A 22324-nucleotide genomic window follows, 5' to 3' on the forward strand; every position below is an offset into this window, starting at 1 on the left:
CAGGGCGCGGCGGGTGGAGAGAAAGTACAGCGCGATGAACAGCGCGACCGACAGCGCCGGCCGCCACTGCTCGTCGAAAGGATAGGTCCCGAACAGGATGAAGCGGTACTTTTCAGGAATGATCGCCCAGCAGGCTCCTAAGCCGCGCACGGCCTTGCAGGCGCTGGAATCGTTGGCCGGCGCGAGCCAGACCGCGTTCGCGATGCCCCATTGCACGAAGCTGATCACGCCTTTGGCCAGCACCGCCAGCAGGATGATCGAGAGAATGCCGTTGGCGATCGACGAGAACAGATTGGTGCGCAGCCAGCGCAGCACCGGGTTGCCGATTTGCGGGCGGCGGGCGGCGCGTGGCAGATCCGGCATGTCGGTGATCGCGGTCATGCTCAGCGCTCCGCCAGCGCGATGCGCGCATTGTACCAGTTCATGAAGAAGCTGATGCCAAGACTGATAGTGAGGAACACGGCCATGATCAGCGAGATCACCTCGATCGCCTGGCCGGTCTGGTTCAGCGTGGTGTTGGCCACCGAGACCACGTCCTGATAGCCGATCGCGACCGCGAGCGAGGAGTTCTTGGTCAAATTGAGATATTGGCTCGTCATCGGCGGCACGATCACGCGCAGCGCCTGCGGCAGAATGATCTGCCGCAGCATGAAGCTGCGGCGCAGGCCGAGTGCGCTGGCGGCATCCCACTGCCCGCGCGGCACCGATTGGATGCCGCTGCGCACGATCTCGGCGATGAAGGCCGAGGTGTAGGTGACGAGCGCGATCAGCAGCGCAAAATATTCCGGCGCGAGCGTCAGCCCACCGACGAAGTTGAAGCCCAGCAATTGCGGCCATTCGATCGTCCAGGACACGCCGAGCAGCAGCGACACCGTTGATGGCAGTATGACAATGAGGCCGAGCGCAAAGGGCCAGGCCGGACGCGGCTTGCCGTCGCGCATCTGCTGCGCGACCAGCCATCGCCTGATGACAAGGAACGCGATGAAGCCCAGCACGGCGGTGCCGAGCACCGAGAGCTGCGGCGTCAGAATCGGGATCGCCGGCAGGATCAGGCCGCGATTGGAGAGGAACACACCGTCGACCGGCCGCCACGCCGCGCGTGCGGCCGGCAAACCCTGCATCAGCACGTACCAGAACAGGAGCTGAAGCAGCAGCGGAATGTCGCGCAGGACTTCGACATAGACGGCGGCAAGTCGCGACAGCAGCCAATTCGCCGACAGCCGCGAGATGCCGATCAGCGTGCCCAGGATGGTCGCGAGCACGATGCCGATCACCGCGACACGCAGCGTGTTGGCGACGCCGACGACGAAGGCCCAGAGGTAGCTGTCTCTCGGATTATACGCGAGCAGGCTGTCGGCGATCGGCATGCTGGCCTCGCGGCCGAGAAAGGCAAAGCCGGTGGTGATGCGTCGCGCCGACAGGTTGGTGACCGTGTTGGACCAGAGGAAGACGATGACGGCAACGGCAATGCCGACCACCAGCACCTGCCAGAACAGGCCCCTCAATTCGTTTGGCCCGAGCGCGCCAAGGAAACTGCGGCGCGGCGGCGGCCTGGGATCATCTGAGGTCACAGCACAAAAATCCTTCTCGAAAACAGCGATTTCCGGCGGCGCGCATCAACTGTTGCATCAAAATCTATTCCATGCAACAAATGTTTCATGGTCGTATCAGCGAAATCCTCGCCGTTGAGCGAACTGCGCATTGCGTTGCCATCGCTCCCCCTGCGTTTGCAGGAGGTCGGACGTTTTGTCGCGGCCAACGATTACGACGCCACCACCCGCTCGATGCGTGATCTCGCGGCGGAGGCCGGCGCCGATCCTGCCGCGTTCACGCGTCTTGCCAAGGCGATCGGCTATTCCGGCTGGGACGAATTGCGCGCGGCGCTGACCGAGGCACGGCGGCCGTCCGAGACCTCGCCGTTCTCGGCTCGCGCAAAAGGGCGCCGCCACGGCCCGCATGCCGACGTCACGCTCATCACCGACAAGCTCGAGGCCGAAGCCGCCGGCCTGCCGCGCATCTCCGCTCACGCGATCGCGGACGCGGCCCGCGCGCTGCACGATGCAAACCGAATCTGGATCACCGGTTATCGCAGCTGCCGCAGCGTCGCCGAATTGCTCAACTACGAACTCAGGCTGTTCCGCCCCGAGCAGGTGCAAATCGTCGGCGCCTCCGGCCCCGACGATCTCGATCTCGGCGCGTTCCGTTCCGGCGAGGCCGTGATCGTGATCGGCTTCATGCCCTACACCAATGCCAGCGTCCGCGTCGCACAGGCCGCCTATCACGCCGGCGCAACGCTGATCGCGATCGCCGACAGCCTGGCCGCGCCGATGGCCGAAGGCGCCGATCACGTGCTGCTGTTTGAAGCAGCCTCCTCGCCCGGATTCTTCCCGAGCCTCACCGGCGCGCTCGCGATCGCGCAGTCGCTGGCCGCGGTAACGTTCTCGCTCGGCGGCGCGGCCGCCAAGAAGCGCCTTCAGGATACCGAGGCGCGGCTCGCTGCAGCCTCCACCTATGTCTCGGAGAAAGGTTGACCCATGAGCACCCGAACCAGCCGCGTGCTGCATCGTTCGCTGCGCGAAACGCCGCCCAAGGCGATCGGCGGCGAAGGCGTTTATCTCTTTGCCGAGGACGGGCGGCGCGTGATCGACGCTTCCGGCGGCGCGGCGGTGTCCTGCCTTGGGCATCAGCATCCGCGTGTGATCGCCGCGATGGCGAAGCAGGCCTCGACGCTCGCTTATGCGCACACTGCGTTCTTCTCCTCCGAGCCGGCCGAGGCGCTCGCCGAAAGGCTCGTCGGCGATGAGCCCGGCGGCCTCGCCTACGCCTATTTCGTCAGCGGCGGATCGGAGGCGATCGAGGCCAGCATCAAGCTCGCGCGGCAATATTTCATCGAGCGCGGCGAACCGCAGCGGCAGCATTTCATCGCACGACGCCAGAGCTATCACGGCAATACGCTCGGCGCGCTCGCCGCCGGCGGCAATGCCTGGCGCCGCGCGCCCTACGCACCGCTGCTCTCGGCCGCCTTCAGCCATGTGACACCGGCGTTTGCGTATCACGAGAAGCGCGACGGCGAATCCGACGCGCAATTCGTGGCGCGCCTCGCCGCGGAGCTCGAAGCGGAGTTTCAGCGGCTTGGCCCCAACACGGTCGCCGCGTTCCTCGCCGAGCCCGTCGTCGGCGCCACCGCCGGCGCGGTGACTGCGCCGGACAGTTACTTCCGAGCTGTGCGCGAGATTTGCGATCGGCACGGCGCACTGCTCATTCTCGACGAGGTCATGTGCGGCATGGGCCGCACCGGCACCACGCACGCCTGGCAGCAGGAAGGCGTCGCCCCTGATATCCAGGCGATCGCAAAGGGTCTCGGCGGCGGCTATCAGCCGATCGGTGCGATGCTGGCGAGCAGGGCGATCATCGACACCATCCGCGCCGGATCTGGCGCGTTCCAGCATGGCCACACTTATCTCGCACATCCCCTCGCCTGCGCGGCGGCGCTCGCCGTGCAGGACGTGATCCGCGAGGACAATCTGCTCGAGCAAGTGAAGCAGCGCGGCAAGCAGCTCGAGCAGCGGCTCACCGAGCGCTTCCGCAATCACCGCCATGTCGGCGACATCAGGGGACGCGGCCTGTTCTGGGCGATCGAGCTCGTCGCCGATCGCGCCACGCGCACATCTTTCGATCCGGCGCTCAAGCTGAACCACAAGATCAAGGCGGAAGCGTTCGCCAACGGGCTCGGCTGCTATCCCGGCGGCGGCACCGTGGACGGCGTCCGCGGCGACCATGTGCTGCTGGCGCCACCTTATATCGCGTCTGCAGATGAGATCGACCAGATCGTCGACAAGCTCGGCACGAGCGTCGACAACGTGTTGCGTAGTGTCAATCATTGAGGGGAGAGTAGCATGATGAGGAAAGTGGTTATCGCAGCTTGCGTGCTCGCGGCGACGACGGTGGTCGCCCAGGCGGCGACGCTCGATACGGTCAAGAGCCGCGGCACGCTGGTGTGCGGCGTCAGCGCCGGCTTTGCCGGCTTCTCGGCACCGGATTCTCAGGGCAATTACAAGGGCCTTGACGTCGACTATTGCCGCGCGCTCGCCGCCGGTGTGCTCGGCGATCCCAACAAGGTGCGCTATGTCGCGCTGACCGCACAGAACCGCTTCACGGCGCTGCAGTCCGGCGAGATCGACGTGCTCTACCGCAATTCGACGCAGACGTACCTGCGCGGCGTGACGCTTGGCCTGCGCCAGGGTCCGATCAATTTCTACGACGGCCAGGGCTTTGTCGTGAAGAAGGACCTCGGCGTGAAGGAGATCAAGGATCTCAAGGGCGCCACCGTCTGCGTCGCGCAGGGCACCACGCACGAGGTCACGCTCGGCGATTACGGCCGCGCCAACGGCATCGACTGGAAGCCGCTGGTGTTCGACCGCGTCGACACCATGTACCAGACCTTCTTCGGCGGTCGCTGCGATGCCATGACCCAGGACGCCTCGGCGCTCGCCGGCGCGGTGACGACCGCGGCGCCGAACCCGGCCGACTACGTCGTGCTGCCGCAGACCATCAGCAAGGAGCCGCTCGGCCCCTTCACCCGCAATGGCGACGAGGTCTGGAGCGACATCATCACCTGGCTGCACTACGGCCTGATCGAAGCCGAGGAGCTCGGCGTCACCCAGGCCAATGTCGACGAGATGACGAAGTCGCAGACGCCCGCCATCCAGCGGCTGCTCGGCACCACCGGCGATCTCGGCTCGCGGCTTGGTCTCGACAACAAATGGCTGGTCACGGCGATCAAGGCCACCGGCAATTACGGCGAGATCTACGAGCGCAATGTCGGCAAAGCGAGCCCGCTCAAGCTCGAACGTGGCCTCAACGGCCTCTGGAGCAAGGGCGGCCTGATGTACGCGGTGCCGTTCAAGTAAGGCCGCATGTCCCGGACGCGCTGCGGCGTTCCCGGCGATGCGAAGCATCGTCCGGTACGCCGCTGCGCAGAGCCGGGGACCCAGCAGCTACAATGGGCTCCGGCTCTGCAGCGCAATACTTCGCATTGCGCTGCGTCCGGGGGCACGAGACCTCCCAGGTAGTCACGTTCAATGACGACATCTCCTCGCATCGCCCTGATCCATGCCCTCAAGCACTCCATCGCCCCCATCGAGGCGGCGTTCGCGCAAGCGTGGCCGGAGGCGCGGCTGATGAACCTGCTCGACGACAGCCTGTCGGCGGATCTGGCGCGTGACGGCAAGCTTGGCGACGCCATGACGGGGCGCTTCCTCGCGCTCGGCGATTACGCCGCAGCCACGGGCGCGAACGCGATCCTGTTCACCTGCTCGGCCTTCGGCCCCTGCATCGAAGCGGTCGCGCGCGCACACGCACCGATGCCGGTGCTGAAGCCGAACGAAGCCATGATCGAGCGAGCGGTGACGATGGGCAAGCGCATCGGCTTGCTCTCCACCTTCCCGCCGACGCTGGCCTCGATGCCGCCGGAGTTTCCGGCCTCCGTCCAGATCGTGCCGAAACTCGCCGAGGGCGCGCTGGCCGCACTCGATCGCGGCGACCGCACCACGCATGACCGGCTGATCGTCGAGGCGTCAAAAGACCTGCGCGACTGCGACGTGATCGCACTGGCCCAGTTCAGCATCGCATCATCAGCTCCGCTGGTCGCGGAGGCCACCGGCCGTCCGGTCGTGACGACGCCGGACAGCGCGGTCGAGAAGCTGAAGGGGCTGCTGGAGGCAATGCCTTAAGCGCCCGCCTTCTTGCGTCGCTGCGCGTCCTTGATCGCAACGGCGAGCGCGGCCTTGGTCTCGTTGACGAAATCCTCGACCAGCTCCTCGCGCGTGGCATGTGCGGCCTCGCCGGTGAACAGGCCCTGCGCGGCGAGCATCACCACGCCGTGCAGCGCCGCCCAGATCTTCAGCGCCTGCCGCTCGCGCAAATAGCCGACCGCGGGGGCCTCCAGCGCTTCGATCACGAGCGCAAAAGTCTCCCGCGTGGCCTCGTGCAGCTCGCTGCCCTTGGCCGCGCAAGAGACGGTGCGGGATGCAAACATCAAACGATAGACGCCGTTACGGCGCAGACCGAAGTCGAGCGTCGCCTGCGCCAGCCGTGACAATTTCGATTGCTTCGACGGCTTCGTCATGGCTTCGCGCAACATCGCGCTGAACTGCCGGAAGGCCTCGGCGGTCGCCGCGGCCAGCAACGCCTCGCGATCGGCAAAATGCCGGTAGGGTGCCGGCTGGGAGACGCCGAGCTGCTTTGCCAGGGCCTTGATGCTGATCGCTTCCGCCCCGCCCTGCTCCGCCTCGCGCAACGCGGCCTTGATCAGGGCGTCACGGAGATCGCCATGGTGGTAGGTATTCTCGGGCTTGCGGGCGAGTTGCGATCGCATGTTAGGGGCAAGCCTATAAGTTTGCGCTTGACAGGGGAAGCCTGCCGCGAATGTAATAGCATATAACTTAGAATGAGCGGCAAATGCCGCCGACAATAGATTAAGAGGAACGCGCAGCCCTCGGGCTACGCGCACACGACCGAGGGAGCCGCAATGGCAGAACGACTGAAAGTTCACGTCGATCCCGACAAATGCCAGGGCCATGCACGCTGCAAGGCGCTGGCGCCTGAATTGTTCGAGCTCGACGAATACGGCAACGCCCACGAGGCCGGCGATGGCACAGTTCCGCCAGGGCTCGAAGACAAGGCCTGGCTTGCCAAATCCAACTGCCCGGAAATCGCGATCGATGTGATCGAGGAGTAGCGCGGCGCCTGCCCGCGCGCGCCTTCAGCGAACACGAGCCTCAAGGGATTCTTCCGATGTCCGATGTCAGCCAGCCCGTCGCCCATCCGCCCGTGACCGACTGGGTCAACGATTTCGACCACACCGATCCGCAATGGACGGACGACCCGTTTCCGATCTGGGAGGAGTTGCGCGCCGCGAGTCCGATCGTGCACACCGAGCGCTTCCTCGGTTGCTACATGCCGACGACCTACGAGGCGGTGCGCGCGATCGCCAACGACACCGAGCATTTCTCCTCGCGCCGAATCATCGTTCGCGACGTCCGGCCCGAGGTCGCGAGGAACGCGGCCCCGCCGATCACGTCGGACCCGCCCGTGCACAAGCCGGCCAAGCAATTGCTGCTGCCGCCCTTCACGCCGGATGCGATGAAGAAGCTGGAACCGCGGATGCGGGCGATCTGCAACGAGCTGATCGACGGGTTCATTGCCGACGGCAAGGTCGACGCCGCCGCGCGCTACAGCAAATACATCCCGGTGCGGGCCATCGCCCACATGCTCGGCATTCCCGAAAGCGACAGCGATCTCTTCATCAACTGGATCCACATGATCCTGGAGCTCGGCATCAGGGACGAGACCAAGCTGATGCAGGCCGTGCAGGAGATGAGCGAGTATTTCAGGGGGCATATCGAGGCGCGCCGGTCGAAGCCGACCGACGACCTGATCTCCTATCTGATGAACGCCAAGGACAAGGAGGGCCAGCCGCTGGAAGAGTCGCACGTGCTGGGCTCGCTGCGGCTGCTCCTGATCGCGGGCATCGACACCACCTGGAGCGCGATCGGCTCCTCATTGTGGCATCTCGCCCGGACGCCTGTAGATCGCGCGCGGCTGATCGCCGAGCCAGGTCTGATGCCCACCGCCGTGGAGGAGCTGCTGCGCGCCTATTCGCCTGTCACGATGGCCCGCGAGGTGGTCAAGGACACCACGGTCTCGGGCTGTCCGGTCAAGGCGGGCAACATGGTGCTGCTGTCCTTCCCGGCCGCCAACCGGGACCCAAAAATGTTTCCGGACGCCGACAAGGTCGTGATCGATCGCCGGGAGAACCGCCATGCCGCCTTCGGCCTCGGCATCCACCGCTGCGTCGGTTCCAATCTGGCGCGAATGGAGATGCAGGTTGCGCTGGAGGAATGGCTGAAGCGAATTCCGGACTTCGCCCTCGATCCCGCCGGCACCGTGACCTGGTCGCAGGGCACGGTGCGGGGACCTCGCCAGTTGCCATTTCTGCTGGGAAAGGCGATGTAGGCACCCAGACAACAGACTTCTGGGAGGCCGGACGTGACAGAGCAAGCAATCGAACCGGCCTCTGACCATTTCGACATCGCCGACGCCGAGCGGCGAATCAAGGCGATCTTCATCGGCTCCGTCGGCAATCTCGTCGAGTGGTACGACTTCTACGCCTATACGGCCTTCGCGCTGTATTTCGCCCCGGCCTTCTTTCCCGGCAACGATCCCGTGGTGCAGCAATTCAATGCCGCCGTGATCTTCGCGGCGACCTTCCTGATGCGCCCGCTGGGTGGCTGGCTGTTCGGCTACATCGCCGACCATTTCGGCCGCCGCATTTCGTTGACGCTATCAGTCGTGTTCATGTGCTTCGGCTCGCTGATCATCGCGCTGACACCGACCTACGCGACGATCGGCTTCGCCGCGCCGGTCATCCTGGCGCTCGCCCGGGTCATCGAGGGGCTGAGCTTAGGTGGCGAATACGGCGCCAGCGCCACTTATTTGAGCGAGGTCGCCGATCCCAGGCACCGCGGCTTCTATTCCAGCTTCCAGTACGTCACCCTGATCGGCGGCCAGCTGACCGCGATCATCGTGCTGCTGCTCCTGCAAAAGGTCTTCCTGACGCCCGATCAGCTGAAGGCCTGGGGCTGGCGCATTCCGTTCGCGATCGGCGCGGCGCTCGCGATCGTTGCCGCGGTGATGCGGCGCAATCTGCACGAAACCGAAGCCTTCGAGGAAGCCAAGAGGGTGGTGAAGCCATCAGGCTCGATCACCAATCTGCTGCGCTATCCGCGCGAGCTGCTGCTGGTGGTCGGCCTCACCGCCGGCGGCACCGCCGCGTTCTACACCTTCACCACCTACATGCAGACCTTCGTCAAGCTCTCGGTCGGGCTGACCGAGGACCAGACCACCTTCGTGATCTTCGGCACGCTGGTTTTCGCGACCATCCTCCAGCCGATCTACGGCGCGATCTCCGACAAGATCGGCCGCAAACCGCTTTTGATCTTCTTCGGCGTCGCCGGCACCCTCGCGACCGTGCCGCTGCTGATGACGCTGAAGGAGACCAAATCGCCCTTCATGGCGTTCATCCTGATCAGCTGCGCCTGGCTGTTCGTCGCCGGCTACACCTCGATCAACGCGGTGGTGAAGGCCGAGCTGTTTCCAACCACTGTCCGCGCGCTCGGCGTCGGACTGCCCTACGCCATCACCGTCTCCATCTTCGGCGGCACGGCGCCGGCGATCGCACTCTATTTCAAGACCATCGGGCACGAGCAATGGTTTTACTACTATCTCGCCGGCATCATCTTCCTGTCGCTGATCATCTATTCCACCATGCGCGACACCAAGCGCGAATCCGCGATGCATCGCCACGAGTAGCTGACTTCGAGTAGACCATGGCCGACGAAACGCCATCCGACAGCAAGCTGACCCGCACCAAGGAGAAATGGGCGCGCGAAGGCCGCTTCCTTACCGGCAAGGTCACGCGCCCTGAAGACCAGCGGTTGCCGCCCGGCCAGCATCTGACAAAGGACTGGCCGGTGCTCGATCTCGGTGTCGTGCCGCCGGTGTCGCGCGAGCGCTGGCGGCTGGACGTCTACGGCGCGATCGATAATCCCATATTCTGGACCTACGCGGAGTTCGCTGCGCAGAAGCAGGAGCAGTTCACCTCCGACATCCATTGCGTCACGACCTGGTCGCGCTACGACAATCAGTGGGAAGGCCTGGCCACGCGTGAGCTGCTCGCGGTCTGCCAGCCGCGCGAGAATGCGCGCTTCGTCGTGTTGCATTCCTATGACGGCTACACCACCAACCTCGCGTTGGAAGACTTTGCCGCCGAGGATGCGCTGCTGGCCCATAGCTGGTCGGGCCAGCCGCTGTCGGACGAGCATGGCGGCCCTGTCAGGCTCGTCGTGCCGCATCTGTATTTCTGGAAGAGCGCCAAATGGCTGCAAGCCATCGAATTCGTGACTGAGGATGCGCCGGGCTTTTGGGAAGTCCGCGGCTATCATAATCGCGGCGATCCCTGGGCCGAGCAGCGCTATTCAGGGGACTAGCCTCAAGCAAACAAGGGGGAGCCCATGCAGACCGAACGCTTCCAGTTCACCGGTGAAGGCGGTCATCAGCTCGCGGCGGCGCTCGAACTGCCGGACGGCGAGCCCGCAGCCTACGCACTGTTCGCGCACTGCTTCACCTGCGGCAAGGACACGCTCGCTGCAAAACGCATCTCGGTTGCGCTCGCCGCCAAGGGCATCGCGGTCCTGCGCTTCGACTTCACCGGCCTCGGCTCCAGCGAAGGCGATTTTGCCAATTCGACCTTCACCTCGAACGTCGCCGATCTCGTGCGCGCGGCCGATCATCTCCGCAGGTCCCGCAAGGCGCCGTCGATCCTGATCGGCCATAGCCTGGGCGGCGCCGCGATCCTGGCGGCCGCCGGCAAGATACCTGAGGCAACAGCCGTCGTCACCATCGCAGCACCGTCCGACCCGGCTCATGTCACCGGCCTGTTCGGGGAACATGTGGATGCGATCCGCGCGCAGGGTGAAGTCGAGGTCTCGCTTGCCGGACGCCCGTTCCGGATCAAGCGCGAATTCCTCGACGACATCGTCGAGCACGAGCTGATGAAGGACATCACCGGCCTGCACAAGGCACTGCTGGTGATGCACTCGCCCGTTGACGACACCGTCGGCATCGAAAATGCGACCAAGATCTTCGTTGCAGCCAGGCATCCCAAGAGCTTCGTCTCGCTCGACCACGCCGATCATCTGCTGACCAGGCCGGCCGATGCGCTCTATGCGGCCGACGTGATCGCCGCCTGGGCCAGCCGCTACATCGACACGGCAAAGACCGCAAAAGCGATCGATCTCCCCGAGGAACCACGCAAGGTCGTGGTCCAGGAAACCCGCAAGAGCAAGTTCGACCAGCTCATCACCGTCGGGCCGCATCATCTCGTGGCGGACGAGCNAAGCGGCTGGCGGCGAGGATGCCGGCCCCGGCCCCTATGATTTCCTGCTGGCGGGCTTAGGCGCCTGCACCTCCATGACCATGCGCCTTTATGCCGACCGCAAATCGTTGCCGCTCGACCGCGTCACCGTCACGCTGAAGCACTCGAAGATCTACGCCAGGGACTGCGCGGAATGCGAGACGCGCGACGGCATGCTCGACCAGATCGAGCGCGAGATCGCGATGGACGGCGCGCTCGATGCCGAGCAGCGCAAGAAGCTGATGGAGATCGCCGACAAGTGCCCGGTGCACCGAACGCTGACCTCGGAGATCCGTATCGTGACCAAGGCCGTGGATTAGAAGCATGCCGCCATCGTTCGCACCGCCGCGCTGATCTCGCTCTCGCGCCAGGCCGCAAAGCCGAGCAGCAGGCCATGATCGCGCGGCTTGCCCAGCGCCAGGCTGGATAGTGCGCGCGCTTCAACGCCGGCGTCGACCAAGCGCTTCACCACCGCCTGATCGGCGCGCCCTCGTTTCAGGCGAGCGACCAGCTGGATGCCGCCCTGGGGCACCTCGACCGTCAGCGCCTCGCCGAGATGGCGCTGCAGCCCGTCGACGAGATGATCGCGCCTGAGATGGTACAGCCGGCGCATCCGGCGCAGATGTGCCAGGAAATGCCCGTCAGTGATGAACTCGGCGAGCGCCTCCTGGATGTGGCTGGATGCGATCAGGCCGATATGCCGCTGCGCAATCTCGAATGTGCTGACCAGCGCCGGAGGCACGACGAGATAGCCGAGCCGGATATCCGACGTCATCGCCTTCGAGAAGGTGCCGACATAGAACACGCGACCATGGGCATCGAGCCCTTGCAGGGACGGCACCGGGCGGCTGTCATAGTGGAATTCGCCATCGTAGTCGTCCTCGACGATCCAGGTCCTGCCGGGCCTGCTTGACCCGAGAAACGCGGTGCGGCGGGCCAGCGACATCAACCGCCCGGTCGGATGCTGATGCGACGGCGTCGTGAAGATGAGTTTCGGCGCGGCCATCCCAGGCATCTGCTGCATGCCCTGCCGATCCAGCCCGATGCCGGTGACGCGCGCACCAGACGCACGAAAGGCGACGGCCGCGCCGGGATAGCCGGGATCTTCGACAAGGACCTCATCGCCCGGCGTGATGAGCACGGCCGCAATCAAGGTCAGGGCGGCCTGCGCGCTCGGCAGGATCACGATCTGGTCCACGGCTGCGCGAACGCCCCTGCTGGCCGCGAGGTAATGCGCCAGCGCCTCGCGCAGCCGCGCGCGGTTGACGGGACCAAGCTCACGCCTGGCGGCACGCACGGCGCTGCGGCGCAGGCACCGCGCCCAGACCTCGTTCGGAAACTCCCGGAAATCGCCATGTCCCGGACGCAGCGGCTTGAGGGGCGCCTGATAGGACATCGGCCAGTCGGTCTGCTTCAGCTTCGAAGCCCAGGGTGAAAGCCGAGGCGTGGCGGGACGGGCCTTCGATGTGGCAACGCCCGTGCCTTCGATCGGTTCGCCGCCGTCGAAGGTCACCACAGGACGACGTCCATGCGATGCGGCGAGATATCCCTCGGCGGCAAGCTGCTCGAACGCATAGGTGACGGTGTTGCGTGAGACACCGAGATCGCCGGCGAGCCTGCGGCTGGACGGCAGCGCGCAGCCCTTGGCGATGCGGCCGGCCGCGATCAGGCCGCGAAGCTGCCCCGTCAGTTGCGCCACCAGCCCCTGCTCGCCGGCGCGGTTCAGGTCGATCAGGCCGGAGATCATGCTGTCCGAAACTGGCACTTTATTCCTTCCGAATCTGGCACTTTTTCAGGTGCCAGTCCGGATGCTATCCACCGCACCGGACTGCTTCAAGGACCTTGCGATGAACTCTTCCTTGTCTCCCCGCGGCGCCATCGGCCTGTTCCTGATCGTCGTGCTGGCCTGGGGCGTGAACTGGTCGATGACCAAGCAGATCGTGCAGTTCCTTCCGCCACTATGGACGTCGGCGATCCGGAGCTGGATCGCGCTGGCCGGCTTGTTCGTGATCCTTAAGGCGAGCGACAATCTGGTGATCCCGGAGCGGCGCGACATTCCTGTCATCCTCAGCGTGGCGCTGCTGCACATGACGATATTCTCTGTCCTGGTCGCCGCCGGTGTGCGCTTCCTGCCCGCGAGCAAGGCGATCGTGCTCGGCTACACCACGCCGCTGTGGGTCGCGATATCAGCACCCATGCTCGGCAAGGATACGCTGACCGCACCCAAGCTTGCCGGCGCCTTGTTCGGCCTGGTCGGCCTTGCCGTCATCCTGAATCCCGCCTCGATCGACTGGAGCAATCGCAACGTCCTGCTCGGCGCCGGCATGGTGATTCTCGCCGCGATCTCCTGGGCCGCGAACATCATCTATCTCCGGGCGCATCGCTGGATCGGCTCTCCGCTCCAGCTGCTGATCTGGCAGGTGCTGGTTGCGACCATCGTGCTCACGGCATTGGCCGTCATCACCGATGGCCTGCCGCATGCGGCATGGTCATGGCAGCTGGTGCTGCTGCTGCTGTATTCCGGCCTGATCGGGACGGCGCTGGCCTATTGGGCGATGTCGATGGTCAACAGGAGCATCTCGGCGCTGACGACGGCGCTCGGCACCACGGGGACGCCGCTCGTCGGCATCGCCAGCGCGGCGATCCNGAGCCGATCGACATCAGCCTCGTCATCGCAGCCGCGCTGATCGTGACCGGCATCGGCCTTGCAACCTTGGGCGATCGGATGTTGCGCCGTCAGGCGACTGCGAGCGGCTGAACGCGCAGGGCTCCGCGCAGGCCCGCCGCCGTGCCGAGCACGATGCCGGCGACTGCGATGAACGAGCCGACCGCAAGCGTCGAGATACCGGTGAGTCCCTGCCCGATCGAGCAGCCGAACGCCATCACGCCGCCGATCCCCATCAGCGCGGCGCCGGTGCCTGAGCGCAGCATGTGACGCGGCGAGGAATAGCCTTCGAGCTTGAAGCGACCGGTGGCGAGCGAGGTGAGCAGGCTGCCCGCGAAGACCCCGCCCACGGTCGCAATGCCGAAGTTCGGCGTCAGCCCGGTCGAGAGCATCGCATATTGCAGACTATCGGCGATCGGGGCGATGAAGGTGAGCGAAGTCACCGGCACCGGATTGAAGTCGTCCGCACCGAGATAGCCGGTGACGTACCAGCCACCGGCAACGAGAAGGCCCACGATGACGCCTGCCGCGACCTGGCCCGGCGAGCGGCGAAACGCCGGATGAGCGAAGGCGAACAGGATCAGCGCAACGACGATCACAGCCGCGGCCAGCGCGCGCGCAACCACGCCAGTGACACCGAGCGTCGCGAGTACCGACGGCAGCGAATTCGCACCAACTGTGATCTGCGAGGCCTGGACCAGCGCAATGCGCGCGGGCGCGATCAGGCCCTTGAGCGTCATCTGCGCGGCGATGGCGAGCACGATCACCACGACGAAGGAGCGGAGATTGCCGCGGCCGAGCAGCACCAGCGCGCGCGAACCACAGCCGTTCGACAGTACCATGCCGTAGCCGAACAGCAGGCCGCCAAGGAACAGCACCGGCACCGAAAAGGTCGGTTGCAGATAGATCGATTTGCCGAGATCGACCATGCCGCGGCCGGCGAGGAGCTGGCTCGCGGCAATCGCGACTGCGATCGCCAGCGCGTAAGTTCGCACCAGCCGCCCATCCCCCTCCGCCAGCCATCCGCGCATGCTGCTCATCAGGCAGAAGCCGCTGAGCAGGCCGACGCAGCCATAGACAAGGCCGATGACGAGGCCGGCGAGGATGACGAGTTGGGTGGACTCCATGATTACGGCTTCAGGATCACGCGATCGCGCGACGAGCCGGCCACGGCGACATAGGCCTCCTTCGCACGCTCAAGCGGATAGATCGCATTCGCCTTGATCGGGAACGGCTTCAAATGCCCGCTCGCGAAGCCCGATTCCAGATCGCGCAGCACCGCGCCGGTCGCAGCCGAGGACAGGCCGAGCGTGTCGATGCCGACATAGGTGTGCTGGCCGCGATAGAATTCCAGAATGTTGAACTGCACGATGCGGTCAATCGCGGCGATCAGGATCTGGCGACCGCGCAGGCCGAGCGACTTGTGCGCGGCCTGGAAATAGGGATCGCCGACCGTGTTGAAGACGATGTCGGCGCCCTTGCCGCCGGTCAGCTCGCGCACGCGCGTGGCGACATCGGTTGTGGAAGCGTCGATCACCTCGATCGGCGCATTGCTGTGGCCCTCATAGGCCTCCGCCTTGCGCACCACGCCGATGACGCGCGCACCCTGCCAGGTCGCGATCTGCACCGCTGATTGCCCGACCTTGCCGTTGACGCCGAACACCAGCACGGTCTCGCCCGGTTTCGGAACGCCGGCGCGGCGAAAGCCCTCCATCGCGGTGACGAAGGGCACGCCGATGCCGGCGGCCTCCTCCCATGACACCGTGTTCGGCTTCTCCACCACGGCGTCGGCTTCGACGACGAGATGGTTCGCATGCGTGCCGTCGCGGCGGATGCCGAGATCGCCGGAGGAGCCGAACACCTCGTTGCCGACCGTGCCGGCCGGACCGTCGATCACCACGCCGGCGTAGTCGCGGCCCGGCGTGCGCGGGAACACGGCGTAAGGCATCAGCCCGGTCGCAGCCTTGACGTCGGATGTATTGACGGCGGCGGCCTTTACCTCGATCAGCAGATCGTTCGGACCACGCGCGAGCGTGCGACGCTCGACATCAGGGGCAAGCGCAGCAGCGTTTTCGGCCTTGCTGTTGAGGCGAACGCAACGTGCTTCGATGGTCATGGTATCGGCTGGCGACATGGGAAGGGCCCGCGATTTCTCGCCGGCCTTGTCGCCTCTGGGGGCGGTCAAGTCAATCCGTCAACTCAGTCCTTGATCAATCCTTGATCAATCCTTGATCAATCCTTGGGCCGCTTGTCGTAGAGCCGCTTGGCTTTGCCGAGCGAGCGCTCCAGCGTGGCTGGCGCGACCACCTGGACCCTGGAGCTGACGCCGATCGTGTTCTTGATGTGGGTCGAGATCCGGTCGGCATGGTCGACGAGGCCGCGGCCATCCCAGCTCTCGGGCCGGGCCTCGGCGATGATGGTCAGCTCGTCCATGCGGCCTTCGCGGGTCAGCTCCAGGATGAAGTGGCCGCCGCACCAATCGGTCGCGAGCAGCACCTCCTCGATCTGGGTCGGGAACAAATTGACGCCGCGCAGGATGATCATGTCGTCGGAGCGGCCCGTCACCTTCTCCATGCGCCGCATGCCCGGCCGCGCGGTGCCCGGCAGCAGCCGGGTCAGGTCGCGGGTGCGATAGCGGATCACGGGGAACGCTTCCTTGGTCAGCGAGGTGAACACCAGCTCGCCCTTCTCGCCATCAGGCAGCACCGCGCCGGTCTCGGGGTCGATCACTTCGGGGTAGAAATGGTCTTCCCAGATGTGCAACCCGTCCTTGGTCTCGATGCACTCCTGCGCAACACCGGGGCCGATCACCTCGGAGAGGCCGTAGATGTCGGTCGCGTCCATATCGAAGGCGTCCTCGATCTCGCCGCGCATCGCATTGGTCCAGGGCTCGGCGCCGAAGATGCCGATCTTGAGCGAGCATTGGCGCGGATCGAGCTTCTGCCGCTTGAACTCGTCCAGGATCGCCAGCATGTAGCTCGGCGTCACCGTGATGATGTCGGGCCTGAAATCATTGATGAGCTGCACCTGCCGCTCGGTCATGCCACCGGAGATCGGAACCACCGTGCAGCCGAGCCTCTCGGCACCGTAATGCACACCGAGCCCGCCGGTGAACAGGCCATAGCCATAGGCATTGTGGATGATCATGCCGGTGCGGCCGCCGGCGGCGCGGATCGAGCGTGCCATGACGTCCGACCAGGTGTCGATGTCGCGCCGGGTATAACCGACGACGATCGGCTTGCCCGTCGTGCCCGAAGAGGCATGCACGCGCACCAGCTTTTCGCGAGGCACCGCAAACATGTTGAAGGGATAATTGTCGCGGAGGTCCGTCTTCACCGTGAACGGAAATTTCGCGAGATCGGACAGCTCGCGAAAGTCCGAGGGATGCACGCCGGCCTTGTCGAAGGCCTTGCGATAATGTGCGACGTTGTCATAGGCGTGCTTCAGCGACCAGGCCAGCCGCTGCGTCTGCAGTGCCATGATCTCATCGCGTGAGGCGCGCTCATGCGCGTCCATCTCGGCCTTATGGACGTGGCCGCCTTCCTTCAGCTTCGTCGAAGCCATTCTCGTTTCCCCACATATGTGTTGTTCTCTTTATTGATCTTGCCTCGGCAGCCACGTGCCCGGAACGACACGCGAATGCCCACGGAATTCAGCAATGACGGTGTCGCCCGCGGTGACACGCACATCATAGATGCCGGAGCGGCCGCCGCGGCTCACCTCGCGCGCCGTCGCAACAAGGCGGTCGCCGAGCCTGCCGGGCTTGAGAAAGGTGATCTGCCCCTGCGCCGCGACGACGCGCTCATTGTGCGAGTTGCAGGCAAAGGCGAAGGCGGAATCGGCGAGCGTGAAGATGAAGCCGCCATGGGCGATGCGCTGGCCGTTGACCATGTCCGGACGCACAATCATGGCCAGCGTCGCGAAGCCGGGGCCGATCTCGACGATCTCCATGCCGAGGCCCTTGGAGGCATCGTCCTCGGCCCACATCGCATCGGCACAGGCGCGGGCGATATCCTCAGGCGACAGGGCGGCTTTGACGTTCACGCGCTTCTCCCGGTGAAATGCTTGCTCATGATGTTCTGCCTGATGGCCAAGACTGTCAAACGTGGTCGTAGTCGACCACCACGCGCTCCGACGATGGCTTGGCCTGGCAGGTGAGAACAAACCCGGCCTTGAGCTCCCAGGGCTCCAGCGAATAATTGATGTCCATGGGCGCCTCGCCCTCGACCAGCTTGGCGCGGCAGGTCGAGCACATGCCGCCCTTGCAGGCAAAGGGCAGATCGACGCCGGCGCGCAGCGCGGCATCGAGGATGGCCTCGTCCTCGGCGACCGGCACGTCGCGGCGCTTGCCGTCGATGATCAGCGATGCGACCGCCTTCGGCGGCGCATCTGAAACGACGACTTTCCTCGGCCGCGGCTTGCCGCCGAACTCCGAGACGAAACGCTCGACATGGATGCGCTCCTCCGCAATGCCGAGATCGCGGCATGTGGCCTCGATCTCCTCGCTCATGCCCAGGGGACCGCAGATAAAGACGTGGTCGACACTGTCGGCTGGCACCAGCGAGCGCAGCAGCACCCGCACCTTGCCGCCGTCGAGCCGGCCATGCAGAATCGGGATGTCCTGCTCCTCACCGGAGATGACGTGGAAGATCGAGAGGCGATCGATGAAACGGTCCTTCAGCTCCTCGAGCGCCTCCAGGAACATGATGTTGTCGGTCGTGCGGTTGCCGTAGAACAGGAAGAAGCGACTGTCCGGCTCGCGCGCCAGCACGCCCTTGACGATCGACAGGATCGGCGTGATGCCGGAGCCCGCGGCAAAGCCGACATGGATGCGTCCGGCCTCGGCCGGAGGGATCACACCAAAGCGCCCGGTCGGCGTCATCACGTCGAGCTCGTCGCCGCGTTTCAGCTCCTCCGCGGCCCAGCTCGAAAACGCGCCGCCGTCCACCTTCTTCACGGCAATGCGGATCTCGCCGTCGTCAGGGCCGGAGCAGATCGAATAGGAGCGGCGCACCTCCTCGCCGTCCAGCGTGGTGCGCAGCGTGAGATACTGGCCGGGGCTGAAAGCATAGTCGTCGGCGAGCTCGCGCGGGATGGCGAAGGTGATCGAGACGGCGTCCGACGCCTCGCGGCGGAGGTCGTTGACGGCCAGGCGGTGAAAGCGCGGTGCGGCTGCGGACATCTTGGATACCCTAGATTTGGGCCACAGCCGTCATTGCGAGCCACCGGGTCCGCGCAAAGCGCGGCCCGACGACAGGCTCCGCGAAGCAATCCAGAATCCCTCCGCGGAGACAGTCTGGATTGCTTCGCTGCGCTCGCAATGACGATCGGATGGGCATCGTGCGCCTCAATGACACTTGAAATAATCGAAGGGTTCGCGGCAGGCCTTGCAGCGCCAGAGCGCCTTGCAGGAGGTCGAGCCGAATTCGGACAGCAGCTCGGTCTTGTCGGAGCCGCATTGCGGGCACTCGACGGCTTGCTCGCCGAACAGCGCGCGGCGTGAGCTTGAGGCTTGCGGTGGCGCGATGCCGTAGGCACGCAGCTTGCGGCGCCCCTCCTCGCTCATCCAGTCGGTGGTCCAGGCCGGCGACAGCACCGTGCGCACCGTCGGGCGGTGGAAGCCGGCGCGCTCCAGCGCGATCTCGATTTCCAGCGCGATCATGTTCATCGCCGGGCAGCCCGAATAGGTCGGGGTGATCGCGACCTCGACGCGGTCGCCGTCGACGGAGACATCACGGAGCACACCGAGATCGGCGATGGTCAACACCGGAATCTCGGGATCGACCACGCTCGCCGCGGCGTCCCAGGCGCGCTTGCGCAGCTCGCTGTCGCGCTCGAGCACCGTCACCATGTCAGCCCCGGGAAGGTTCGCTGCATGGATTGCAGCTCGGACAGGAGGTGGCCGAGATGCTCGCTGTGCCGGCCGTAACGGCCGCCCTGCTGCATCCAGTCGTTCTGCGGCAGTACAAGCGTTGCCTCGCTGACGACGTCGGACAGCGTCGTCAGCCAGTGGCCGCGCAGGGTGCCGGGATCGATCGCGATACCGGCGTGGATCAGCGCGCGTTCGCCGTCGTCGACGGCGAACATCTCGCCGGTGAAGGCCCAGAGGTGATCGATCGCGGCTTGCGCGCGTGCGTGACTTTCGTCCGTGCCATCGCCGAGCCGGACGATCCATTCCGACGCGTGGCGCAGATGATAGGCGCTTTCCTTTTCCGACTTCGCGGCGACAGCCGCGAGCGTCGCATCGCGCGAAGCCATCATCGCACGCCAATAGATATCGGCGAAGGCGGAATAGAAGAACTGCCGCACCAGGGTCTGGGCGAAGTCGCCGTTGGGCTGCTCAACCAGCAGCAGATTGCGGTACTGCCTGACATCCCGCAGATAGGCGAGCTTGTCCTCGTCGTTATCCCTGCCCTCGACCTTGGCGGCATAGGTGTAGAGCTCGCGTGCCTGACCGATCAGGTCGAGCGCAATGTTGGATAGCGCCATGTCCTCTTCCAGCATCGGCGCATGCCCGCACCATTCCGACAGCCGATGGCCAAGGATCAGCGCATCGTCGGCGCGCCGCAGCGCGTAGAGCACCAACGGCGTTTCGGAGACCTGGATGTTGGCGGAAGACATCACATCACCCCCATCACATGTGTCCCACTTCCTCGGGCACCTCGTAGAAGGTCGGATGCCGGTAGATTTTCGATTCCGCCGGCTCGAACATCATGCCCTTCTCGGCGGGATCGCTGGCGGTGATCGCGGTCGACGGCACCACCCAGATCGAGAGGCCCTCGCCGCGGCGGGTGTAGATGTCGCGAGCGGCCTGCAGCGCCATGGTGGCGTCGCTCGCATGCAGCGAGCCGACATGCTTGTGCGCAAGCCCGTTGCGGCTGCGAATGAAGACTTCCCACAGCGGAGTGTTCGGCGTGGCCATCCTGATCTCCCTATTCCGCGGCTTGCGCGGTCTGACGCCGGGCGCGCTTGGCGGCATAGGCGGTAGCCGCTTCGCGCACCCAGGCGCCCTCGTCATGCGCCTTTCGGCGCGCGGCCATGCGGTCGCGGTTGCACGGGCCGTTGCCGGCAAGCACCTGCTTGAACTCGGTCCAGTCGATCTCGCTGTAGCGCCAATGGCCATCCGCGTCCTGGGTCATGCCGGGATCTGGAATGGTGAGGCCGAGATATTGCGCCTGCGGCACGGTGGCATCGACGAATTTCTGGCGCAGCTCGTCATTGGAAAAGCGCTTGATCTTCCACTTCGTCGAAGTGTCGCTGTGCTGGCTCGTCGCATCAGGCGGGCCAAACATCATCAGCACCGGCCACCACCAGCGGTCCAGCGCATCCTGCGCCATCGCCTTCTGCTCGTCCGAGCCGCGGCAGAGCGTCAGCATGATCTCGTAGCCCTGGCGCTGGTGGAACGACTCCTCCTTGCAGACGCGGATCATCGCGCGCGCATAGGGGCCGTAGGAGCAGCGGCATAGCGGAATCTGGTTCATGATCGCGGCGCCGTCGACCAGCCAGCCGATGGTGCCGATGTCGGCCCAGGTCAGCGTCGGATAATTGAAGATCGAGGAATATTTTGCTTTCCCGGCGAGCATGGCGTCGACCAGCTCTTCGCGGGAGCTGCCGAGCGTCTCTGCCGCAGCGTAAAGATAGAGCCCGTGGCCGCACTCGTCCTGCACCTTGGCGAGCAGCGCGGCCTTGCGGCGCAAGGTCGGCGCGCGCGTGATCCAGTTGCCTTCGGGCAGCATGCCGACGATTTCCGAATGGGCGTGCTGGGAGATCTGGCGGGTCAGCGTCTTGCGGTAGGCCGCCGGCATCCAGTCATTCGGCTCGATGCGCTCCTCGGCATCGATACGGGCCTGGAACTGCGCAGCCTTAGCCGCATCCTTGGCCGCATCCTCAAGACCGCGATCGTCGGTCTCGGCCGTGTTCAGCGCCTGGGTATACATGCGCGTCCTCCCGTTTTGTTGGGAGGCAATATATAACAGAAATTACTTCATGCAAGATATTTCTGTAACATATAGATTAGCCGCCAAACCTACGCTCCAGCAGCTTCCGCGCCGGCGGCAGCGGTCCCTTTTCATTGGTTCCGTGGCCATCAAGCCATTGTTCGGACGGAGCAAGCAGCGCGCGATAGATCTCGCCGCAAAGCTCGCGCGCCGCCCTGCCCGGCCAATCCGCCGGCAACAGGCTTTCGGGCAGCAACGGATCGCGCAGCACGACACGGCGGTAATAGTGGATCAGCAGGATACGTGCCGTGAAGGCGTCGGCCTCGGACAAATCCGTGCCGCGCGCCAGTGCGGCGCGCAGCGGCTCGAACGTCTTCATGAATTTCAGATAGGCGTCCGCGGTGCGCTCCAGCGGCCAGCTCGCGCTGAGCAGGCGACGCCCGCTGTCATCCTCCGCCGACACCTCGAGGCGGATCGCGCCCGCGGCCTCCTCAGGCACCGGCACACCCGACGGTGCGACCCACACGCCCGGCAACGGGCTGCCGAAGCCGGCATTGCGCAGCGCCTCGCGCGAGGCGTCGCGGTCTTCACCGTTGCCGATCAGCAGCAGCTCGAAGCGGCCTGTCCAGTCCGACGGCGGCGGATCGTAGATGTGGCGCGTCGCGGCTTCGAACGTCTCTCGGCCCTTCTCGGCGAGACGATAAAAACTGTTGCGGCCGACCTTCTCGCGCGTCAGCCAGCCATCGG

General features: G+C 65.2%; 21 protein-coding genes and 5 pseudogenes. 12 read left to right on the top strand and 14 right to left on the bottom strand.

Annotated elements, in window-relative coordinates:
* A pseudogene (locus AOQ71_RS48615) lies at window positions 1-381 on the bottom strand (amino acid ABC transporter permease); the annotation flags it as partial.
* A gap of 2 nt (window positions 382-383) precedes the next feature.
* Window positions 384-1571 (bottom strand): amino acid ABC transporter permease, encoded by a 1188-nt coding sequence (locus tag AOQ71_RS27270; RefSeq protein WP_057753171.1) that lies wholly within the window; start codon window positions 1569-1571, stop codon window positions 384-386.
* A gap of 87 nt (window positions 1572-1658) precedes the next feature.
* Between AOQ71_RS27270 and AOQ71_RS27275 the strand changes: the two genes are divergently transcribed.
* The 4 genes from AOQ71_RS27275 to AOQ71_RS27290 all read left to right on the top strand — a co-directional run bounded on the left by AOQ71_RS27275 (window position 1659) and on the right by AOQ71_RS27290 (window position 5732).
* Window positions 1659-2531: a MurR/RpiR family transcriptional regulator gene (locus AOQ71_RS27275; RefSeq protein WP_057753173.1), complete on the top strand. Its 873-nt coding sequence runs from the start codon at window positions 1659-1661 to the stop codon at window positions 2529-2531.
* A 3-nt stretch (window positions 2532-2534) separates the two neighbouring features.
* Window positions 2535-3884 carry an aspartate aminotransferase family protein gene (locus AOQ71_RS27280; protein WP_057753175.1) on the top strand — a complete coding sequence of 450 codons (1350 nt, stop codon included), beginning with the start codon at window positions 2535-2537 and terminating at the stop codon, window positions 3882-3884.
* 12 nt (window positions 3885-3896) lie between these two features.
* Window positions 3897-4910 (top strand): amino acid ABC transporter substrate-binding protein, encoded by a 1014-nt coding sequence (locus AOQ71_RS27285; protein WP_057753177.1) that lies wholly within the window; start codon window positions 3897-3899, stop codon window positions 4908-4910.
* Between the two features lie 171 nt (window positions 4911-5081).
* Window positions 5082-5732: an aspartate/glutamate racemase family protein gene (locus AOQ71_RS27290; RefSeq protein WP_057753179.1), complete on the top strand. Its 651-nt coding sequence runs from the start codon at window positions 5082-5084 to the stop codon at window positions 5730-5732.
* On the opposite strand, the gene AOQ71_RS27295 is transcribed toward AOQ71_RS27290, so the two are convergent.
* Window positions 5729-6376, bottom strand: coding sequence for a TetR/AcrR family transcriptional regulator (locus AOQ71_RS27295; protein WP_057753181.1), 648 nt, complete (start codon window positions 6374-6376; stop codon window positions 5729-5731). The genes AOQ71_RS27290 and AOQ71_RS27295 overlap by 4 nt on opposite strands.
* A gap of 153 nt (window positions 6377-6529) precedes the next feature.
* Between AOQ71_RS27295 and AOQ71_RS27300 the strand changes: the two genes are divergently transcribed.
* From AOQ71_RS27300 to AOQ71_RS48620, 6 genes and pseudogenes are all read left to right on the top strand, one after another.
* Entirely contained in the window at window positions 6530-6739 is a 210-nt protein-coding gene (locus tag AOQ71_RS27300) for a ferredoxin (RefSeq protein WP_018648108.1), read from the top strand.
* Window positions 6740-6795: 56 nt separating this feature from the next.
* Window positions 6796-8016: a cytochrome P450 gene (locus AOQ71_RS27305; RefSeq protein ID WP_057753184.1), complete on the top strand. Its 1221-nt coding sequence runs from the start codon at window positions 6796-6798 to the stop codon at window positions 8014-8016.
* A gap of 33 nt (window positions 8017-8049) precedes the next feature.
* Window positions 8050-9372 (top strand): MFS transporter, encoded by a 1323-nt coding sequence (locus AOQ71_RS27310; RefSeq protein WP_057753186.1) that lies wholly within the window; start codon window positions 8050-8052, stop codon window positions 9370-9372.
* A 17-nt stretch (window positions 9373-9389) separates the two neighbouring features.
* Window positions 9390-10049: a sulfite oxidase-like oxidoreductase gene (locus AOQ71_RS27315; protein ID WP_057753188.1), complete on the top strand. Its 660-nt coding sequence runs from the start codon at window positions 9390-9392 to the stop codon at window positions 10047-10049.
* A 24-nt stretch (window positions 10050-10073) separates the two neighbouring features.
* Window positions 10074-10956: pseudogene (locus AOQ71_RS27320) on the top strand (alpha/beta hydrolase family protein); the annotation flags it as partial.
* Window position 10957: 1 nt separating this feature from the next.
* Window positions 10958-11295, top strand: a pseudogene (locus AOQ71_RS48620) (OsmC family protein); the annotation flags it as partial.
* Here AOQ71_RS48620 and pdxR read toward each other — a convergent pair.
* Entirely contained in the window at window positions 11292-12722 is a 1431-nt protein-coding gene (gene pdxR, locus AOQ71_RS27325; RefSeq protein ID WP_205668267.1) for a MocR-like pyridoxine biosynthesis transcription factor PdxR, read from the bottom strand. The pseudogene AOQ71_RS48620 and the gene pdxR overlap by 4 nt on opposite strands.
* Before the next feature lie 178 nt (window positions 12723-12900).
* On the opposite strand from pdxR, the pseudogene AOQ71_RS27330 reads away from it, so the two are divergent.
* Together AOQ71_RS27330 and AOQ71_RS50025 are read left to right on the top strand one after the other, a co-directional pair.
* Window positions 12901-13621: pseudogene (locus AOQ71_RS27330) on the top strand (DMT family transporter); the annotation flags it as partial.
* Window position 13622: 1 nt separating this feature from the next.
* Window positions 13623-13733: pseudogene (locus AOQ71_RS50025) on the top strand (EamA family transporter); the annotation flags it as partial.
* On the opposite strand, the gene AOQ71_RS27335 reads toward AOQ71_RS50025, so the two are convergent.
* From AOQ71_RS27335 to paaX, 10 genes are all read right to left on the bottom strand, one after another.
* The gene (locus tag AOQ71_RS27335) at window positions 13712-14767 is read right to left on the bottom strand and encodes a YeeE/YedE family protein (protein WP_057753192.1); all 1056 of its coding nucleotides are present in this window, start codon (window positions 14765-14767) and stop codon (window positions 13712-13714) included. The pseudogene AOQ71_RS50025 and the gene AOQ71_RS27335 overlap by 22 nt on opposite strands.
* 2 nt (window positions 14768-14769) lie before the next feature.
* On the bottom strand, window positions 14770-15774 hold the full coding sequence (locus AOQ71_RS27340; RefSeq protein ID WP_057753791.1) for a quinone oxidoreductase family protein: 1005 nt from the start codon (window positions 15772-15774) through the stop codon (window positions 14770-14772).
* A gap of 98 nt (window positions 15775-15872) precedes the next feature.
* Window positions 15873-17204 (bottom strand): phenylacetate--CoA ligase PaaK, encoded by a 1332-nt coding sequence (gene paaK, locus AOQ71_RS27345; RefSeq protein ID WP_057753194.1) that lies wholly within the window; start codon window positions 17202-17204, stop codon window positions 15873-15875.
* A gap of 30 nt (window positions 17205-17234) precedes the next feature.
* A complete protein-coding gene (paaI, locus tag AOQ71_RS27350) occupies window positions 17235-17684 on the bottom strand; it encodes a hydroxyphenylacetyl-CoA thioesterase PaaI (protein ID WP_057753196.1) in 450 nt (149 codons plus the stop codon).
* A gap of 55 nt (window positions 17685-17739) precedes the next feature.
* A complete protein-coding gene (gene paaE, locus AOQ71_RS27355; RefSeq protein ID WP_057753198.1) occupies window positions 17740-18822 on the bottom strand; it encodes a 1,2-phenylacetyl-CoA epoxidase subunit PaaE in 1083 nt (360 codons plus the stop codon).
* 165 nt (window positions 18823-18987) lie between these two features.
* The gene (gene paaD / locus AOQ71_RS27360) at window positions 18988-19491 is read right to left on the bottom strand and encodes a 1,2-phenylacetyl-CoA epoxidase subunit PaaD (RefSeq protein ID WP_057753200.1); all 504 of its coding nucleotides are present in this window, start codon (window positions 19489-19491) and stop codon (window positions 18988-18990) included.
* Window positions 19485-20261 (bottom strand): 1,2-phenylacetyl-CoA epoxidase subunit PaaC, encoded by a 777-nt coding sequence (gene paaC, locus AOQ71_RS27365; protein ID WP_057753202.1) that lies wholly within the window; start codon window positions 20259-20261, stop codon window positions 19485-19487. The genes paaD and paaC overlap by 7 nt, the downstream gene beginning before the upstream one ends.
* Before the next feature lie 13 nt (window positions 20262-20274).
* The gene (gene paaB, locus AOQ71_RS27370) at window positions 20275-20562 is read right to left on the bottom strand and encodes a 1,2-phenylacetyl-CoA epoxidase subunit PaaB (protein ID WP_008136594.1); all 288 of its coding nucleotides are present in this window, start codon (window positions 20560-20562) and stop codon (window positions 20275-20277) included.
* A gap of 10 nt (window positions 20563-20572) precedes the next feature.
* A complete protein-coding gene (gene paaA, locus AOQ71_RS27375; protein WP_057753204.1) occupies window positions 20573-21577 on the bottom strand; it encodes a 1,2-phenylacetyl-CoA epoxidase subunit PaaA in 1005 nt (334 codons plus the stop codon).
* A 76-nt stretch (window positions 21578-21653) separates the two neighbouring features.
* Window positions 21654-22324: phenylacetic acid degradation operon negative regulatory protein PaaX (paaX, locus tag AOQ71_RS27380; RefSeq protein ID WP_245317177.1), on the bottom strand; the 671-nt coding region annotated here is incomplete at its 5' end.

It is taken from the genome of Bradyrhizobium manausense, assembly GCF_001440035.1.
Taxonomy (GTDB): domain Bacteria; phylum Pseudomonadota; class Alphaproteobacteria; order Rhizobiales; family Xanthobacteraceae; genus Bradyrhizobium; species Bradyrhizobium manausense.

What these genes read in the sequence shown, in the direction of transcription:
- paaA (WP_057753204.1), bottom strand. Translation starts at nt 21,577, where the DNA reads ATGTATACCCAGGCGCTGAACACGGCCGAGACCGACGATCGCGGTCTT.
- paaK (WP_057753194.1), bottom strand. Translation starts at nt 17,204, where the DNA reads ATGGCTTCGACGAAGCTGAAGGAAGGCGGCCACGTCCATAAGGCCGAG.
- paaC (WP_057753202.1), bottom strand. Translation starts at nt 20,261, where the DNA reads ATGTCTTCCGCCAACATCCAGGTCTCCGAAACGCCGTTGGTGCTCTAC.
- AOQ71_RS27295 (WP_057753181.1), bottom strand. Translation starts at nt 6,376, where the DNA reads ATGCGATCGCAACTCGCCCGCAAGCCCGAGAATACCTACCACCATGGC.
- pdxR (WP_205668267.1), bottom strand. Translation starts at nt 12,722, where the DNA reads ATGATCTCCGGCCTGATCGACCTGAACCGCGCCGGCGAGCAGGGGCTG.
- AOQ71_RS27300 (WP_018648108.1), top strand. Translation starts at nt 6,530, where the DNA reads ATGGCAGAACGACTGAAAGTTCACGTCGATCCCGACAAATGCCAGGGC.
- AOQ71_RS27305 (WP_057753184.1), top strand. Translation starts at nt 6,796, where the DNA reads ATGTCCGATGTCAGCCAGCCCGTCGCCCATCCGCCCGTGACCGACTGG.
- AOQ71_RS27280 (WP_057753175.1), top strand. Translation starts at nt 2,535, where the DNA reads ATGAGCACCCGAACCAGCCGCGTGCTGCATCGTTCGCTGCGCGAAACG.
- paaB (WP_008136594.1), bottom strand. Translation starts at nt 20,562, where the DNA reads ATGGCCACGCCGAACACTCCGCTGTGGGAAGTCTTCATTCGCAGCCGC.
- AOQ71_RS27290 (WP_057753179.1), top strand. Translation starts at nt 5,082, where the DNA reads ATGACGACATCTCCTCGCATCGCCCTGATCCATGCCCTCAAGCACTCC.
- paaE (WP_057753198.1), bottom strand. Translation starts at nt 18,822, where the DNA reads ATGTCCGCAGCCGCACCGCGCTTTCACCGCCTGGCCGTCAACGACCTC.
- AOQ71_RS27340 (WP_057753791.1), bottom strand. Translation starts at nt 15,774, where the DNA reads ATGTCGCCAGCCGATACCATGACCATCGAAGCACGTTGCGTTCGCCTC.
- AOQ71_RS27275 (WP_057753173.1), top strand. Translation starts at nt 1,659, where the DNA reads ATGGTCGTATCAGCGAAATCCTCGCCGTTGAGCGAACTGCGCATTGCG.
- AOQ71_RS27315 (WP_057753188.1), top strand. Translation starts at nt 9,390, where the DNA reads ATGGCCGACGAAACGCCATCCGACAGCAAGCTGACCCGCACCAAGGAG.
- AOQ71_RS27285 (WP_057753177.1), top strand. Translation starts at nt 3,897, where the DNA reads ATGATGAGGAAAGTGGTTATCGCAGCTTGCGTGCTCGCGGCGACGACG.
- paaD (WP_057753200.1), bottom strand. Translation starts at nt 19,491, where the DNA reads ATGGTGACGGTGCTCGAGCGCGACAGCGAGCTGCGCAAGCGCGCCTGG.
- AOQ71_RS27335 (WP_057753192.1), bottom strand. Translation starts at nt 14,767, where the DNA reads ATGGAGTCCACCCAACTCGTCATCCTCGCCGGCCTCGTCATCGGCCTT.